This is a genomic window from Trinickia violacea (genome assembly GCF_005280735.1).
GTDB classification, from domain to species: Bacteria; Pseudomonadota; Gammaproteobacteria; order Burkholderiales; family Burkholderiaceae; genus Trinickia_A; species Trinickia_A violacea.
On the sequence record NZ_CP040078.1, the window covers coordinates 2997614 to 3013258 of the forward strand.

The window sequence follows — 15645 nt, forward strand, 5'->3', positions numbered from 1 at the left end:
CGATTAGGAGACGATCATGGGCGAACTCGCTCTCGTTGCGAAAATTACGCACGTGCCGTCGATGTTTCTTTCGGAACTCGACGGACCACGCAAAGGCAGCCGCCAGGACGCGATCGACGGCCATCGCGAGATCGCGCGGCGCTGCAAAGCGCTCGGCGTCGACACGCTCGTCGTGTTCGATACGCACTGGCTCGTGAACGCGAACTATCACATCAACTGCGCGCCCCACTTCGAAGGGCTCTATACGAGCAATGAGCTGCCCCACTTCATCGCCAACATGCCGTTCGAAGCACCGGGCAATCCGGAGCTCGGCCGCCTGCTCGCGAAAGCCTGCAACGACTACGGCGTCGAGACGCTAGCGCACGACGCGACAACCCTCGCGCCCGAGTACGGCACGCTCGTCCCCCTCCGCTACATGAATGCGGACCGGCACTTCAAGGTCGTGTCGGTCTCCGCGCTCTGCATGGCGCACTATCTAAACGACAGCGCTCGGCTCGGCTGGGCGATGCGCCGCGCGGTCGAAGAACACTACGACGGCAAGGTCGCATTCCTCGCAAGCGGCAGCCTGAGCCACCGTTTCGCGCAAAACGGGCTCGCGCCCGAATACGCGTTCAGGATCTGGAGCCCGTTGCTCGAAACGCTCGACCGGCAGGTCATCGAGATGTGGCAGCGCGGTGATTGGAAGACATTCTGCGAGATGCTGCCTGAGTATGCGTCGAAGGGGCATGGCGAAGGTTTCATGCATGACACCGCGATGATGCTCGGTGCGCTCGGCTGGTCCGACTACGACGGCTGTGCGGAAGTGTTGACGCCGTACTTCGGCGCATCGGGCACCGGGCAGATCAACGCGGTGTTTCCGGTCACGTCGCAAAGCGGTAACGCGATTCCGGCGGCCGAGGCGTCGTCTGCCAAGCAGTATCGGGCGTTTCCACGCCTTTGAATCCGTCCGCTACAAGGAGAATGCAATGCCGCATCTGACGATCCTCTACACTCCGGACCTCGACCGTCCAGTCGCCAACGGCGGCACCGAGATGCGAGCGCTGTGCACGGCGCTTGCCAATACGATGCGCGAGCAAAGGGACGAAGCCGGCCAGCCGGTGTTTCCGACGGGCGGCGTCCGCGTGCTCGCCTATCCCGCCACCCACTGCTCCATCGCAGACGGTGGCGCGGCCGGACGCGCGGCCGGCGGCACCGGCGAATATGCGTTCGTCTATCTCAACCTGCGGATCGCGCGCGGACGCAGCCCGGCCGTGCACCAGGCAGTCGGGCGCGCGCTCGACGCGGTGATCCATGAACATTTCGCGCCGCTGCTTGCCACGCGGCATATTGGCATCACACTGCAGATCGACGAAGGCAACGAGGTCTATAACTCGCGCAACAGCTCTCTGCATCCGCTTTTCACTCAAGGCTGACTCATGCTTCCGCAAGACACGATCACGTCACTGGCCCGCCAGCTGTACGACGCGCGCAAGACGCGCACGCAGCTGCGCCAGTTCTCGAAGCAATATCCGGAAATGACGATCGAGGACGGCTATTCGATCCAACGCGAGTGGGTGAAGCTCGAGCTCGCGGATGGCCGTGAAATCAGAGGACGCAAAATTGGCCTCACGTCACGCGCCATGCAACAGGCGAGCCAGATTACGGAACCGGACTACGCACCGCTGATGGACGACATGTTCTTCGACGCGGGCAGCGATATTCCTATCGACCGCTTCATCGCGCCGCGCGTCGAAGTCGAGCTCGCCTTCATTCTCGACAAGCCGCTCGAAGGGCCGGGCGTCACGCTGTTCGACGTGCTGTCCGCGACCGGCTACGTGGTGCCGGCGATTGAAATCATCGACGCTCGCATCGAGCAGTTCGATCGGGACACGCGCGCGATGCGCAAGGTGTTCGACACGATCAGCGACTTCGCAGCGAACGCGGGCGTCGTCCTGGGCGGACGTCCCGTCAAGCCGATGGATGTCGATCTGCGCTGGGTCGGCGCCATGCTGCACAAGAACAGCGTGATCGAGGAAACCGGGCTCGCAGCCGCGGTGCTCAACCACCCCGCCACCGGCGTCGCGTGGCTGGCGAACAAGATTGCGCCGTACGGCGAGACGCTGAACGCAGGCGACGTCGTGCTCGCCGGCTCGTTCACGCGCCCGACGCCGGCTGCGGCCGGCGATGCGCTCCATGTCGACTACGGACCTCTCGGCTCGATCTCGTTCCGCTTCGTCTGAGGGGCCAAACAATGCAGATTCCATCGAACACATTCCGCAACGCGCTGCGCGCGGGCCACACCCAGATCGGGCTGTGGGTCGGGTTGGCCGATGCCAATGCCGCAGAGTTGCTGGCAACCTGCGGCTTCGACTGGCTGTTGCTCGACGGTGAACATGCACCGAACGACGTCCGCGTGGTGCTCGATCAACTGCGTGCCGTAGCGCCCTATCCGGTACACCCGATCGTTCGGCCGGTGTGCGGGGAACCGTCGCTGATCAAACAGTACCTCGATGTAGGCGCGCAAACGTTGTTGGTGCCGATGGTCAGCACCGCCGAATACGCTGAACAGACGGTGCGCGCGATGCGCTACGCGCCTGATGGAATACGCGGCATGGGTGCGGCACTTGCCCGTGCGTCGCGATGGAACCAGGTCAAGGATTACCTTGATCGTGCGAATGACGAAATGTGTCTGCTCGTGCAAGCAGAAACCACTGAAGCCATAGCAAATCTGCGTGATATCGCGGCGGTGGATGGCGTAGATGGCGTGTTCTTCGGCCCTGCCGATTTGTCGGCCTCGATGGGATACCGCGGCCAACCCAATCATCCGGACGTGCAGCGAACCATCATCGAAGGAATTCGCACCGTTCTCGATGCCGGAAAGGCCGCAGGTGTGCTGATGGCCAACCAAGAGGTTGCGCAGAGGTATCTCGACGCCGGGGCGCAGTTCGTCGCAGTCGGAGTCGATACCACACTCCTTGTTCAAGCGGCGTCCTCGCTTTCGCAGCGCTACAAGAAAAAGAATGCACAGGCACAGGAGTGCAACGCTTCGTCTTCCGGCGTCTATTGAATGTACCGAAGTCAACACGCATCCAAATGGATTGACGGCGAACGTATCGCGAGCGTCCGCTAAGGTCCTCCTCAAGCGGACGACGGTCCCTTCTTAGCCGAGACGGATGGACACCGCCTCCGCGGAGAAAGCGCGGTGTCCCTTCCATCTCGGCAAGCGACAGGTCATTTAAGCTTCGATCAAACTCAACGCAAACCTCCCTTGCAATTCATGCCGTAGATAAGTCTGATCGGCTGCTCGCTGGTGCAATGAATTGCATTGCACAGCCCGACAATGTCTTCAGCAATCCGGTTGTTGTGCAAGTGCTAGCTGGCGACCACGGAATCAGCCGCATCGGGTTGCGACATGGTTTCATCAAGGGCAACACTCGAGGCGCTCAACATTCGCCAATTGCGAGGCAGAATCCTTGCCCCATCTCCGACAACGATCACTGTCGCACGCAGATGAATGTCTCGGCTCGAGCTACCCACCATCACCTCGAACTCTCCGGGCTCGACGATGCGATTCCCGTGCTCGTCGCTGAAATTCAGCATATCGACGGGGATCGTCATCGTCACTTTGCCCCGCACGCCCGGCTCCAGGCTGACGCGCGCAAAGCCCTTCAGCTCCCGCACTGGACGAACCGTCGAAGCCAGACGGTCGCGGACATACATCTGAACGACTTCCGTGCCGGCTCGAGACCCGACGTTTTCGATCTCGAACTGCAGCTCGACCGTTCCACCTTCGATCGGCACTTCGTGCTGCTTGCATTCCAGGCCACGGTATTCGAACCTCGTGTAGCTCAATCCGAAACCGAATGGATAACGTGAACCGAAGTGAAACGCTATCGGGGTCCCGGCGCTTTTCAGCTTATGGTTGTAGACATAGGGCACGGCTCCCGCGCTTTTGGGCACGGACAGCGGCAAGCGGCCGGAGAAATTGACCGTCCCTGTCAGAAGGTCCGCGAGCGCGTCGGCGCCGCCTTCGCCCGGCGCAAAGGCCATGATCTCACCGGCGACTTTGTCCTCTAGGCCGCCCAGGTTGTAGGGACGACCGCCCGTCAGTACCACGACCGTCGGGGTGCCGGTTGCCACCACCGCTTCCAGGAGCGCCTGCTGCACGCCGGGCAAGTCCAAGCTGTCGGTATCGGAGCCTTCGCCCACCGTGCCGGACTGGAAGAGACCCGCGAGATCGCCTACGAAGACGACGGCAACGTCCGCGTTCTTCGCGGCGTGTACAGCGTCGGCGATGTGTTCCCTGCTCGTGCTAATCAGAGACGCCCGCGCTTCATTGATCGCGTCGTCCATCTCCACGTCGCCAGGGTACACAGGCGCCCCCTGGCTGCGCGCCTCGATCACGTCGCAGCCTTTCGCGTAGACAACACGTGCATCTCCGAACCGCGCTCGCAGCGCCTGCAAAGGTGTCGCCATGGCGGCGCCCGCATGCTCGCCCGCGTTGATCAGGTGAACCGGAAAGCTGTATCCCGCCAACAGCGCGAGCGGGTCGTTTGGCGTGGGCCCGATGACGGCCAGCTTGCTCGTGGTCTCGACGTTCAGCGGCAGGGTGCCGTCGTTGCAAAGAAGAACGGCCGACTCCACCGCAGCCTGATAGGCTACCCGCGAAGCGCCCTCGCCTCGCAGCTCCACCTTGTCGGGATCGGCGTAGGGGCGCTCGAACAGGCCCAATCGGAACTTGGTCGCCAGCACACGGCGAACAATCGTGTCGATCGTGTCTTCCGTGATCTCGCCGCGCGCCAATGCTTCCTTCAAATGCAGGGCGCATTCGTGGCCAGGCAGCTCGATATCGAGCCCGGCGTTGAACGACATCGCGGCAGCCGAGGCCTCGTCGCGTGCCACGCCATGATGCGTGTAAAGCAGATTGACGCCTGCGTAGTCCGCGACGATCAGCCCGTCGAACCCCCACTTCTCGCGCAAGGTCCCCGTCAACAAATCGCGGTCCGCATGACAGGGAATGCCATCGATGTCGTGATAGGCCGGCATGACGGATCCTGCATCGGCAAGCTTCACGGCCATTTCGAACGGCAGTAGGAAAACGTCGTTGAACTCGCGTGGCCCGACGTGAACGGGTGCGTGATTGCGCCCGCCCTCGCTCGCCGAATGACCTGCGAAATGCTTGAGCGTCGCGAGCAGATCCCGCTGCTCGCCTTGTAACCCTTTGACGTAGCGATACCCCATCACGCCGACGAGATAAGGGTCTTCGCCGAGCGTCTCTTCAGTGCGGCCCCAGCGAGGGTCGCGCGATACGTCGAGAACAGGCGCGAGCCCCTGATGGCAGCCGATCGAGCGCGCCTGCTGGCCGATAACCTCACCCACTTGCTCGACGAGAGCCGGATTCCAGGTGGCCGCATAGTTCAGGGGAGCGGGAAAGAGCGTGGCGTCCTTGATCATGAGGCCGACCAGGCACTCTTCGTGCGACATCACGGGAATCCCCAGCCGGGTTTCTTCGACCATCCGGCGCTGCAGTTCATTGAGCGCGCGAACCCCCTCCTCCGGATCCACGGTGTGCGTACCGAGCGGACGCGTGATTTGCCCGAGGCCATGCTCCAGCAGCGTATCGATCGAGATGCCCGTTGTGCGTTGAGCAAAATCGGCCACTCGCCATTGGTGATTGCCGTCCGGCGACAGTTTGAGCCAGGCAGCGTGCAGTTGCGCAATCTTCTCTTCCAGTGTCATGCGGCCAAGCAGGTCGGCGACGCGATCTTCAATCGCGGCACCGGGGTTTCGGTACAGCGGCGCCTCGGAAGCGTTGTTCATAGACATACGGTGACTCCCTTTATCTAATAAATTTGTATTCCTAATCGTCAAACCCTATTACACATCCGTGTCTAAGGATGCTGGCCTTCAGACCGTCAGAGCTAGGCTCACTGTTTCATCTCGTCAAGCCGCTCGTGCATTGAGCTTGCGGCTGTCCGGACACTTCGGTACGAAACGCAAACAGACCACCTGCGAGCGGCGCTTGCCGCAGTGCTTCAGGCGACATCCCCTTGCGTGCAGTCGTGACGTATGCGGTGCGAAGATCGTCTCCGCCAAAGGCGAGTTTTGTGATGTTCGGACAAGGGAACGAGACCTGGCCAGCGAGCGTTCCATCCGGTGCGTATCGCTCGATGCGTCCGCCTCCGAAGCGCGCCACCCAAACGAATCCGTCGGCGTCGACTGCCATTCCGTCGGGATATCCGCTGCCGGAGACAGTCGCGAAGACGCGCCGGCATGACAGATCCCCGCGCTCATCGACGTCGAACGCGTACAGGGTCTTTTCGAGCGTGTCCGCGTGATAGAGCGTGCGCTGGTCCGGGCTCATCGCCGGGCCGTTCGTGATGACGTAGCCGGAATCGCGAATCGTCACTTCGCCGTTCTCTTCGAGCCGATAGAGGGCGCCCGTCGGCTGTTCTTCCGAATCGTCCATTGAACCGAACCACAGGCGCCCGTCGAGGTCGACCAAGCCATCGTTGAGGCGATTGCCCGGCAGTTCCGCTTCGACATCGACTACTTTGGCAAATTGACCGTCTTGAGTATCGAGTCGATACAAGCCATCCCGCAGACCGCAAACGAACGCGCTTCCTGATAGCGGAAAAACGAAGCCCGGCTCGGAGGGCGCCTGCCAGGTGATCTTCTTACCGGTATCGACAGACAACCGGTGCACGTGGCGGTGCTTGATGTCGACGAAGTAGACGGCTCGCTCTTTGGCCTGCCAAACCGGCCCTTCGCCAAGCTCGGCTTCGACTTGCCAGACGCAAATCGGAGGTTGAATGATCATGCCCCGTACCACCCTGCATCGACGAAATACTCGCGCCCCGAGCAGCGCGCGCCGTCATCGGATGCCAGAAACAAGGCCATCCGCGCGACATGCTCGGGTTCGATGCGCTCGCGCAGACATTGCGCCTCGAGCAGCTTCGCTTCGCTCTCTTCGGTCTGCCATAGCTTCATCTGCCTCGGCGTTCGAACGGCGCCGGGCACGATGCAGTTGACCCTGACGCCATAGGGCCCGAGGTCGCGCGCAAGTCCGCGGGTTAGCCCTTCGATACCGGCTTTCGCCGTCATGTAGATGGAGAGATCCGGCAACGCCAGATGCCAGGAGATGGAGCCGAGGTTGAGGATGACGCCCCGTCCGTTCTCGCGCATGCTTCGTGCCGCGTTCTGCGCACAGAAAAAATGGTGCCGCAGGTTGACAGCAATCCGCTCGTCCCAATACGCAGCGTCGACCTTGCCGACCTGATGCCTGTCGTCGTTCGCCGCGTTGTTGACCAGAACGTCAATCGGGCCGGACCTGTCCGTGATGCTCGAAAACACCGCCGCAGTCGCTTCCACATCTCTGAGATCGCACCGTTGGAACTCGGGACGATGAGGCGCATGCCGCAACGATTCCTGGAGCGCGATCGAATCCGCTTCGGCGACGTCCAGAAAGTGCACTCGCGCGCCTTGGCCCGAAAACGCCTGGACCATCGCGGCGCCGAGTCCGGTGCCGCCGCCCGTGATGACCACCGTCCTGTCTTTGAGGCTCGGATAAATCGCGTACGACATGAATATTCCCGTTACTACGATGAAAGAAAGTTGTTTTTCGGCCGTCCGGTCTCAGGCAAAACGAACGGAACAGCTCGACGCAACCGCGGTTTCGAGCCGATTCAGCGCCATGTCCTGGTCGTCGAAAACGTGACACACGTCCGCCGAAGCACAGAGTGCGATCGGCTCGGCGACCGAAACGCCGCCATCGCCAGGCAGCTTCGCAATCACTTGCGAGCGCGACTGCTCCCACAGCGACACGTGCACGTAGCTATGCTCGCCAAGCCGCTCGACAAGCCGGACCTTGCCGTTGATGGATTGCCTCCGGCCGCCCAATTGATCGAGCTGAAGATGTTCCGGCCGGATACCGACGGTCACCTTCATGTCCAGGCGCGCCCTGCTGCCGTCGACCGCCGCCCGCACGACATCCCCTGTGAGCAGTCGGACGGTGACGCCCGTCGAGTCAATCGCGGTAACCGTGCCCGGCAGAAAATTCATCTTCGGCGAGCCGATGAATCCGGCGACGAACCGGCTCTTGGGCCGGTGATACAGATCCAGCGGCGCGCCGATCTGTGCCACGCTTCCGTGCCGCTCCATATCGGCGCCGGCATGTAGCAGCACAATCTTGTCGGCAAGCGCCATCGCCTCGATCTGGTCGTGCGTCACGTAAATCGCACTGGCGCTGTTGAACTCCCGGTGCAGCCGGGCGATTTCCGTACGGGTTTGCACGCGAAGCGCCGCATCGAGATTCGACAGCGGCTCGTCAAAGAGAAACACGCCCGGCTCGCGCACGATCGCGCGTCCGATCGCGACCCGCTGGCGCTGGCCGCCCGAAAGCGCAGCGGGCCGCCGCTCGAGATACTTCTCCAATTGCAGCGCCTGCGCGGCCTGACGAACTTTCGCGTCGATCGTTGTCTTGTCGAGCTTCGCCTGGCGCAATCCGAACGCCATGTTTTCGTACACGCTCATGTGCGGATACAGCGCATAGTTCTGAAAGACCATCGCGACGCGGCGCTGCGACGGATGCACGTGATTCATCACCGTCCCATTGATGCGCAACTCGCCCGAGGTGATGTCTTCCAACCCCGCGACCATACGCAAGAGCGTGGATTTTCCGCACCCCGACGGCCCGAGAAATACGCAAAACTCGTTTGCACCGATCTCGAGGTTCACGTTGCGAATCACCGGCGAATTGCCCGCGTAGGCTTTCTGAACCGCTGAAAGAGAAATGCTTGCCATGTTCTTGCCCTTCCTCGCCCGAAATTTCGCTAGCCTTGCTAGCCTTTCAAAGACCCGGCCATCATTCCCTTGATGATCCGTTCCTGACCGAATGCGTACACCAGAATCAAAGGCAGCGAGGTCAGCGTCACGACCGAGAGCATCGCTGGAATGTTCGACGTGTACTGCCCCTGGAAGTCCCACATCGCCAACGGCAGGGTTCGATGCATCGGCGTCGAAGTCAAAACGTAGGCAAAGATGAACTCGTTCCAGAGCGCGATGCCGTTATAGATCGCGACGGTCGCAAGACCCGGCGTCGACAGCGGAAAGTAGATCCGCCAGAAGATCTTCAACGTCCCGCAGCCGTCGAGTTGCGCGGCCTCTTCGAGCTCGCGTGGAATCTGGCGCATGAACTCGGTGAGAATGAAGATCGATACGGGCAGGCTCAGCGCGATATAGGGGCCGATGAGCGCGAAGTTCGTGTCGTAAAGTCCGATGTTGCGAATCAGCAGGTAGATAGGCACCAGCGCCGCATGCAGCGGCACGATCATGCCGGCTACCACGAGACCGAACAGCGGCTTGCTCAAGCGGAACGGAACCCGAGCGAACACGTACGCCGCCATTGCGCTGAACAGGACGATCAGCGTGACCGAAACTCCGACCACGAAGAAGCTGTTCCTGAGATAGGTGAAGAACGAGCCATGCAGCACTTCGAGGTAGTTCCCGAAGTCGAGATGGGACGGCAACGCCCACACGGATTCCGAATACGTCTCTTCCTGAGTCTTGAGGCTTGTCGCCACGACGAAGAGAAACGGCAGCGTGGTCACGGCAAGCCATAGAAGCCCGAGCAGCAAAATGCCGGGACGAAACGGCCTGCCAACGCGAAGCTTTGCGGATCGAGTCACGTCAGGCCTCCGTTGCGTACCGGTTAGTCAGGCGCATGGCCGCGGCTGCGACCAACGCGACGATGATGAACATCGCCGAAGCGATCGTGCTTCCATAGCCGAGCTGGAACGAGCTGAATACGGTGCGATACATATAGGTCGCCATCAGCTCGGACGAACTCTCGGGCCCGCCGCCCGTCATCACAAAGATCAGGTCGAAGTAGCGCAGCGAACCTATGATCGCGAGCAGCGCGCCGGTCCGTATCGTTCCTTGAAGATGGGGAAGCTTGATGCGCCAGAAAACCGTCCATTCCGATGCACCGTCCAGGCAGGCCGCTTCGGCAATCTCCGCCGGAAACGAAGAGAGTCCGGCCAAAAACAAAATCATGTAGAAGGGAATGTTCTGCCAGCAGATCACCGCAATCGTCGACGCCAGCGCATAGCGCGTGTCGCCGAGCCAGTCCTTTGCCATGGTGTCCAGGCCGAGTGCGTGCAGAGCGGCGTTCAGCGGGCCGAAGTTCGGGTCGTAGACGTTCTTGAACAGCACCCCGATTGCGACGCTGGACATCAACAGCGGCAGGAAATAGAGAATCTTCAGCGTTCTGGATCCGCGGCCGGCCTTGTCGAGCAAGACGGCGAGCGCCAGCGCGATCGGCAGCTGAATCAGAATCGAGAAGACGGCAAGTAGCAGGTTGTTGCCCAATGCCTTCCAGAAGATCTCGTCGTGGACGAGATGTGCCCAATTCTCGAGCCCGACGAAGCGTGCGGTGCTGCCCAAGCCGTTCCAATCGAGCGTCGACAGCTGGAAGCTCGACAGCAGCGGGTAGATGAGAAAGACCGACAGCAAGACAACCGACGGCGCGAGAAGAATCGCGACGACGAGCCATCGAGACTGCATGCGTTGGGGCTTTGCCCACTCGAGCGGAATAGCGATATTCACCTGTGTCTCCTGGCCCGGCGTGCCGCCGGGCTGTCGTTTCCGGTTACTGACCGGCGTCGGCCTTGGCGGCCGCTTCCATCTGCTGCGCCGCCGCTTCAGGGCTCAGCGACAATCCGAACAGAGCTTGCGAGGTATCCTTGTGCAACTCTCCCAGTTTCGGAGGCAGTTCCTGGTCGTACCAAAGCTGCACGCTGGGCGCTTGTGCCACGAGTGCCTGCAGCCGCTTGAGGAACGGGTCGTTCACCGGAATATTCTTGACGGGCGGAATACGTGCATCCGCGACACGCGCCTGCATGGCAGCATCGTCGGTCAGCGTCTTGATGAGCTTGAATGCCGCGTCACGATCCGTGCATTGCGTCGAGATGCTCGTGAAGCTGTCGCCGACGGTGCCGATCACGTCGCGGGGATCGCCCTTGCCGCCAGCCACGCTCGGGAACGGGAAGAAGTCGAGCTTCTTGTAGAAGGCGGGGTTCTCCTTCTGGATGGTCGATGCCTCCCATCCCCCCATCAGTTCCATCGCGGCGCGGCCGGAATACAGCAGACGCCGCGAAGCGCCGATGTCGTAATCGAGCCCGTTATAGCCCTGCGCGAACCCACCGGCCTTCACGAGCTGCTGAATGTACTGCCCCGCCTGTACGAACGCAGGATCGGCAAAGCTGCCGCCCGGCGCACGCTCCGCCGCCTTGCGGAATACGTCCGGCCCGCCGATGCGGTCGACGAGGTACATGTAGTACATCGAGCCTGTCCACTTGTTCTTGTTCGCCAGTGCAAATGGTGCGACGCCGTGCGACTGAAGCGTCTTGACGACGTTCATCAGGTCGCCCCATGTTGCGGGCGGCGTGAGGTTGTATTGCTTGAACAGGTCCTTGTTATAGAAGATGACCGCCGCGGACACGTTCTCAGTCGGAATCCCGTAGATCTTGTTGTCGTAGGTGACGGCGCGCCAGGATGTCGGCAAGAACCGGTCGCGATACGCCGGGTCCTTCTGCAGGTAGGGCGTGAGATCGACGACCTGCCCCGCCTTCACGTATTCGCGCAGCGGCCCGCCGCCCCACGTATCGAACACGCATGGCGGCTGCCCGGCGCCGAACGCGACCTTGAGCTTGGCCTTGTACGGGTCGTTGAGCACGTGCGAATCTTCGACCTTGTAGCTCGGATTCTCTTTTTCGAAGCGATCGGCCGCTTCCCGCACGACCTTGGGACCGTTGCCGTCGGTCTGGTGATCCCATTCGGTAATTGTCTTCGACGACTGCGCGTAACCGGCCACGGTCCACGCCGCCGTCACGGCACACAGCAGTGCCCCCACGCCTCGAATTGACGCCGGTTTGCGGCAGGTAAACCACTTCATCCTCGTCTCCTCACATGCGGTTCGCGTTGATGTTTGAATAACGTTATCGCTAACGTTATTGAATGTTAGTTTGCGAGGGCGCGGCCTGCCATGAGGGTTTACCCATCACGTGCGCGCTCGAACGCGCGCCGCCGCAGAACACGTGGGCTGCAGGCGCAAAAATCCGCGCAGATCGGGCTGCCCACGCAATCCGATCGGCTCTTGCTCGCTGGCCGTTCGCAGCGGCTGGTACAATCTTATGAACGACAAACTTGCGCTAGCGATAACGTCTTGCTACCGTCAGAACTGCGTCCTTTCGAGCGGCGCGCCTCGAAACGTGGGCGCGCATTCCGGATCTCACTCGGCCATGAACAAGCAAAATCCTACCCTCGCGGACGTCGCCAAGATCGCCGGCGTGTCGCAAATGACGGCATCGCGTGCGTTGAACGACCGCCCTGGCGTTTCGCGTGAGACGCGCGACGAAGTGCTGAGGATTGCCGGCGACATCGGCTACGTCGTGAATCGCAGCGCGCAAAAGCTTTCGGGTGGCCGCAACGGCATCATCGGCATCATCACGCCGATGCTCGACAACCAGTTCGCGAGCGAGCTGATCCTCGGCGTCGGCCGGGCCGCTCGCGCGGTGAGCTATGAAACGCTGGTCTACACGATCTTCGACGAGGACCGCGATACCCATCGAAGCCTCATCAACCTGCTTCAGCAGTTCGCGGACGGCGTCGTCGCCATTCTTCCGAAGGAGTCCGCCTATTTCGACGCGCTGGCCGCCTCGCACGTCCCCGTCGTGCTCATCGATCAACGTGGCTCGCTGACGACCTTTCCATCGGTGTCCGTCGACAACTACGGGGGGGCTCGCCTCGCCGTCGCGCATCTGGCGGAGCTCGGGCATCGGCGCATTGCGTTCATATCGGGCGACGAAACCATCGAAGGTGTGAGGGATCGCCGCAGAGCCTACGAGGACACGCTCGAACGGCTTGAGCTGCCGCGCGACCCCGCGCTCGTCACAACGGGCGACCTCACCCAGGTGACCGGCTTCGAAGCCGCCTCCCGCTTGCTTGCCCTGGAGGAACCGCCGACCGCGATCTTCGCCGCGAACGACTTGAGTGCATTCGGCGCCATCGCAGCCGTGCGCGAAGCGGGCTTGCGCGTGCCCGACGACATCTCCGTCATCGGTTTCGACGACATTCCCATGGCAGCACAAGTCCACCCTGCTCTTACGACGGTCCGGCAGCCGTTCCAACAAATGGCACGCGCGGCGGTCAATACACTGCTTGCCAGCCTCGACGGCACCGAAGCATCCGCAGCGCGCATGACGCTCCCCGCCGAACTCGTGGTTCGACAATCGACAGGTCAAGTGTCCAATGCGCGGCGCAAGAGCTCAAGCCGCCAAGGGAAGACCGCGCGCGGCGCTCAGCGACAAGCCTGAGCCTTCCTCTCCCGGACTCCTTTGGAGAATCGAACCTAGGCCGCGAGCTCAGATCGATTCCCAGCGGGCCGATTGCGCCGAGCGGAAAACGGCGTCGATAACACGCATGTTCGATAGCGTGTCTTCCAACGGGATCACGGGCGGACGTTTGCTTAACAGCGCCTCCGCGAAAACGCCGGCGGCCAGGCCATACTGGTCGCAGACAGGAATCTCCAGCCAGCGGCCCGCGTCGCCGACCGAGCCCGCTCCTTCATGCAACAACAGGCGCGTCGGCCGATCGTTGGGCGCATTGAATGGGATCTCGACTTCGAGGCGCCCCTTGGTGCCATGAAACTGCATCCGCTGGAACGGGTGGATCTGTGTCGAGTAGAAGAAACTCGCCTGCACGCCGTCGAAATCCATGAGCACGGAGCCGAGCCGATCCACCTTGAATGCGGGGTCACGCTCGATCATCGAGACCACGCGGCGCGGCTCGCGCCCGATGACGAAGCGCGAAGTCGTGATCGGATAGCAGCCGATGTCCAGCAAACCGCCGCCTCCGAGAGCGGGCTGATTGCGGATATTGACCGGGTCGACGTTGTAGTAGGTAAAGCCGCCCGTCACCGCCCGCAGCTCGCCGATCTCTCCCGCTTCGATCAACACCCGCAATTTCAGCCATTGCGGATGCGTGCGAACCATGAACGCTTCTTGTATGCACCGGCCGGTTGTGTCGCGGGCGGCGATCAGCTGCTTGGCTTGCTCGACATCCAGTCCGATTGGCTTCTCACACAGCACATGCTTGCCCGCCTCGACGGATTTGATTGTCCATTCCACATGGAGATGGTTAGGCAACGGGATGTAGACCGCGTCGATTTCCGAATCGGCCAGTAGCGCCTCGTAACTCTCGTATGCGACGGGCAAGCCATACTTCGACGCGGCTTCTTTGGCCTTGTCCACACTTCGCGACGCGATGCCCTTCACGCGGCAATTCGGTGCCCGGCACATCGGTGGGACGACCTTGTCGTTGATCTTCGCCGTGCCCAACACTCCCCAGACGATCGTATCTTTGATCATGGCAGACCTTTCAGAAGACGGTATGGATCGTGAATGCGACAACGCTTACAGCAAGCCGCGCGCCGCGAGACTCTTGTAAAGAGCACGCACGCCGAAGCTCCAAGGGGCAATTTCCGTGCTCAGCCGTACGGTGTTGATCAACGCACCCAGCGGTGGCGCCGAAATGCTCACCACGTCGCCGAGATGATGAGTGAAACCCGCGCCCGGCGCGTCGCGATCCTTGATCGGCGAGAACATCGTGCCGAGAAACAGCATGAAGCCATCGGGATACTGGTGATGACGTCCCCAGGTCTGCGCAACGAGATCCACCGGATCGCGGCTGATTTCGCGCATATGGCTCACGCCTTCGAGCACGAAGCCGTCGTCCTCACCTTCTACACGCAGCGATACGCTGGTGGCCCGAACAGCGTCGAGATCGAACGAGCCGTCGAAGAGCCGCACGAACGGGCCGATGGCGCACGAGCCGTTGTTGTCCTTGCACTTGCCGAGCAGCAGGGCCGAGCGCCCTTCGATATCGCGCAGATTCACGTCATTGCCGAGCGTCGCGCCGACAATGTCTCCGCGGCTGTTCACGGCAAGCACGATTTCAGGCTCCGGATTGTTCCAGTTCGACGAAGGCAGCAACCCCACGTCGGCGCCAAAACCGACGGCCGACATCGGCTGGGATTTCGAAAACACCTCGGCATCCGGGCCGATACCGACTTCCATGTATTGCGACCATGCATCGCGCCGCACGAGCTCTGCCTTGAGCTTGAGCGCGGCTTCCGAGCCCGGCTTGATTTTCGACAGGTCCGAGCCGATCGTCGCCGCAATGGTGTCGCGTACCTCCTTGGCTTTCGCCGGATCACCGCCTGCCTGCTCTTCGATGACGCGCTCGATGAGGCTCACTGCGAACGTCACACCGCATGCTTTGATCGCCTGAAGGTCGCAGGGGGCGAGCACGCGCACCGCCGGCGCTTTCGCATCCGGCACGCTCGAGGCCAGCAGTGCATCGACGCTTCCCAACGATTCTCCGGCCACCGTGCGCGCAAATGGCACGAGATCGTCGCGCTCGAAAAGCTCGGCGGTGGTTGCCGCGCTGACAGTGATGTCGAAGACTTCGCCGCCCCGCACGACTACGACGCATGGCCCCTCGAAGGCTTCGGTCTTGCGCCAGACGCGACCCACGAGCAGCGCTTGCTCGACGTCTTGCGGCAGAAAAGCAGATTGAATTGGCGTACTCATGGAACATGTCTCCTTA

Annotated in this window: 14 protein-coding genes; 5 read left to right on the forward strand and 9 right to left on the reverse strand. The window is 61.7% G+C overall.

The features are described from left to right. Window positions 1-16 precede the first annotated feature (16 nt). From hpaD to hpaI, 4 genes are read left to right on the forward strand one after another with little or no spacing between them, the layout of a single operon-like run. Window positions 17-940, forward strand: a complete 924-nt coding sequence (gene hpaD, locus FAZ95_RS35550) for a 3,4-dihydroxyphenylacetate 2,3-dioxygenase (RefSeq protein ID WP_137337052.1) — start codon at window positions 17-19, stop codon at window positions 938-940. A gap of 25 nt (window positions 941-965) precedes the next feature. Further along, entirely contained in the window at window positions 966-1412 is a 447-nt protein-coding gene (locus FAZ95_RS35555) for a 5-carboxymethyl-2-hydroxymuconate isomerase (RefSeq protein WP_137337053.1), read from the forward strand. 3 nt (window positions 1413-1415) lie between these two features. Continuing rightward, entirely contained in the window at window positions 1416-2219 is an 804-nt protein-coding gene (gene hpaH, locus FAZ95_RS35560) for a 2-oxo-hept-4-ene-1,7-dioate hydratase (RefSeq protein WP_137337054.1), read from the forward strand. Window positions 2220-2230: 11 nt separating this feature from the next. Further along, on the forward strand, window positions 2231-3046 hold the full coding sequence (gene hpaI, locus FAZ95_RS35565; RefSeq protein ID WP_137337055.1) for a 4-hydroxy-2-oxoheptanedioate aldolase: 816 nt from the start codon (window positions 2231-2233) through the stop codon (window positions 3044-3046). Window positions 3047-3351: 305 nt separating this feature from the next. On the opposite strand, the gene FAZ95_RS35570 is transcribed toward hpaI, so the two are convergent. From FAZ95_RS35570 to FAZ95_RS35600, 7 genes are all read right to left on the reverse strand, one after another. Next, window positions 3352-5805 carry a glycoside hydrolase family 3 N-terminal domain-containing protein gene (locus FAZ95_RS35570; RefSeq protein ID WP_254700128.1) on the reverse strand — a complete coding sequence of 818 codons (2454 nt, stop codon included), beginning with the start codon at window positions 5803-5805 and terminating at the stop codon, window positions 3352-3354. 109 nt (window positions 5806-5914) lie between these two features. Continuing rightward, window positions 5915-6799, reverse strand: coding sequence for an SMP-30/gluconolactonase/LRE family protein (locus FAZ95_RS35575; RefSeq protein ID WP_137337056.1), 885 nt, complete (start codon window positions 6797-6799; stop codon window positions 5915-5917). Beyond that, entirely contained in the window at window positions 6796-7563 is a 768-nt protein-coding gene (gene xylB, locus FAZ95_RS35580; RefSeq protein WP_137337057.1) for a D-xylose 1-dehydrogenase, read from the reverse strand. The genes FAZ95_RS35575 and xylB overlap by 4 nt, the downstream gene beginning before the upstream one ends. 51 nt (window positions 7564-7614) lie before the next feature. Continuing rightward, window positions 7615-8781 (reverse strand): ABC transporter ATP-binding protein, encoded by a 1167-nt coding sequence (locus tag FAZ95_RS35585; protein WP_137337058.1) that lies wholly within the window; start codon window positions 8779-8781, stop codon window positions 7615-7617. A gap of 38 nt (window positions 8782-8819) precedes the next feature. Further along, complete coding sequence (locus FAZ95_RS35590) at window positions 8820-9665, reverse strand: carbohydrate ABC transporter permease (protein WP_137337059.1); 846 nt, start codon at window positions 9663-9665, stop codon at window positions 8820-8822. 1 nt (window position 9666) lies between these two features. Continuing rightward, window positions 9667-10584, reverse strand: coding sequence for a carbohydrate ABC transporter permease (locus FAZ95_RS35595; protein WP_254700130.1), 918 nt, complete (start codon window positions 10582-10584; stop codon window positions 9667-9669). 43 nt (window positions 10585-10627) lie between these two features. Continuing rightward, a complete protein-coding gene (locus FAZ95_RS35600; protein WP_137337060.1) occupies window positions 10628-11932 on the reverse strand; it encodes an extracellular solute-binding protein in 1305 nt (434 codons plus the stop codon). Between the two features lie 346 nt (window positions 11933-12278). Between FAZ95_RS35600 and FAZ95_RS35605 the strand changes: the two genes are divergently transcribed. Then, on the forward strand, window positions 12279-13352 hold the full coding sequence (locus tag FAZ95_RS35605) for a LacI family DNA-binding transcriptional regulator (RefSeq protein ID WP_137337061.1): 1074 nt from the start codon (window positions 12279-12281) through the stop codon (window positions 13350-13352). A 48-nt stretch (window positions 13353-13400) separates the two neighbouring features. On the opposite strand, the gene FAZ95_RS35610 is transcribed toward FAZ95_RS35605, so the two are convergent. Both FAZ95_RS35610 and FAZ95_RS35615 read right to left on the reverse strand, forming a co-directional pair. Further along, window positions 13401-14405: a Gfo/Idh/MocA family protein gene (locus FAZ95_RS35610; protein ID WP_137337761.1), complete on the reverse strand. Its 1005-nt coding sequence runs from the start codon at window positions 14403-14405 to the stop codon at window positions 13401-13403. A gap of 45 nt (window positions 14406-14450) precedes the next feature. Continuing rightward, the gene (locus tag FAZ95_RS35615; RefSeq protein ID WP_137337062.1) at window positions 14451-15629 is read right to left on the reverse strand and encodes a fumarylacetoacetate hydrolase family protein; all 1179 of its coding nucleotides are present in this window, start codon (window positions 15627-15629) and stop codon (window positions 14451-14453) included. Window positions 15630-15645: the final 16 nt, after the last annotated feature.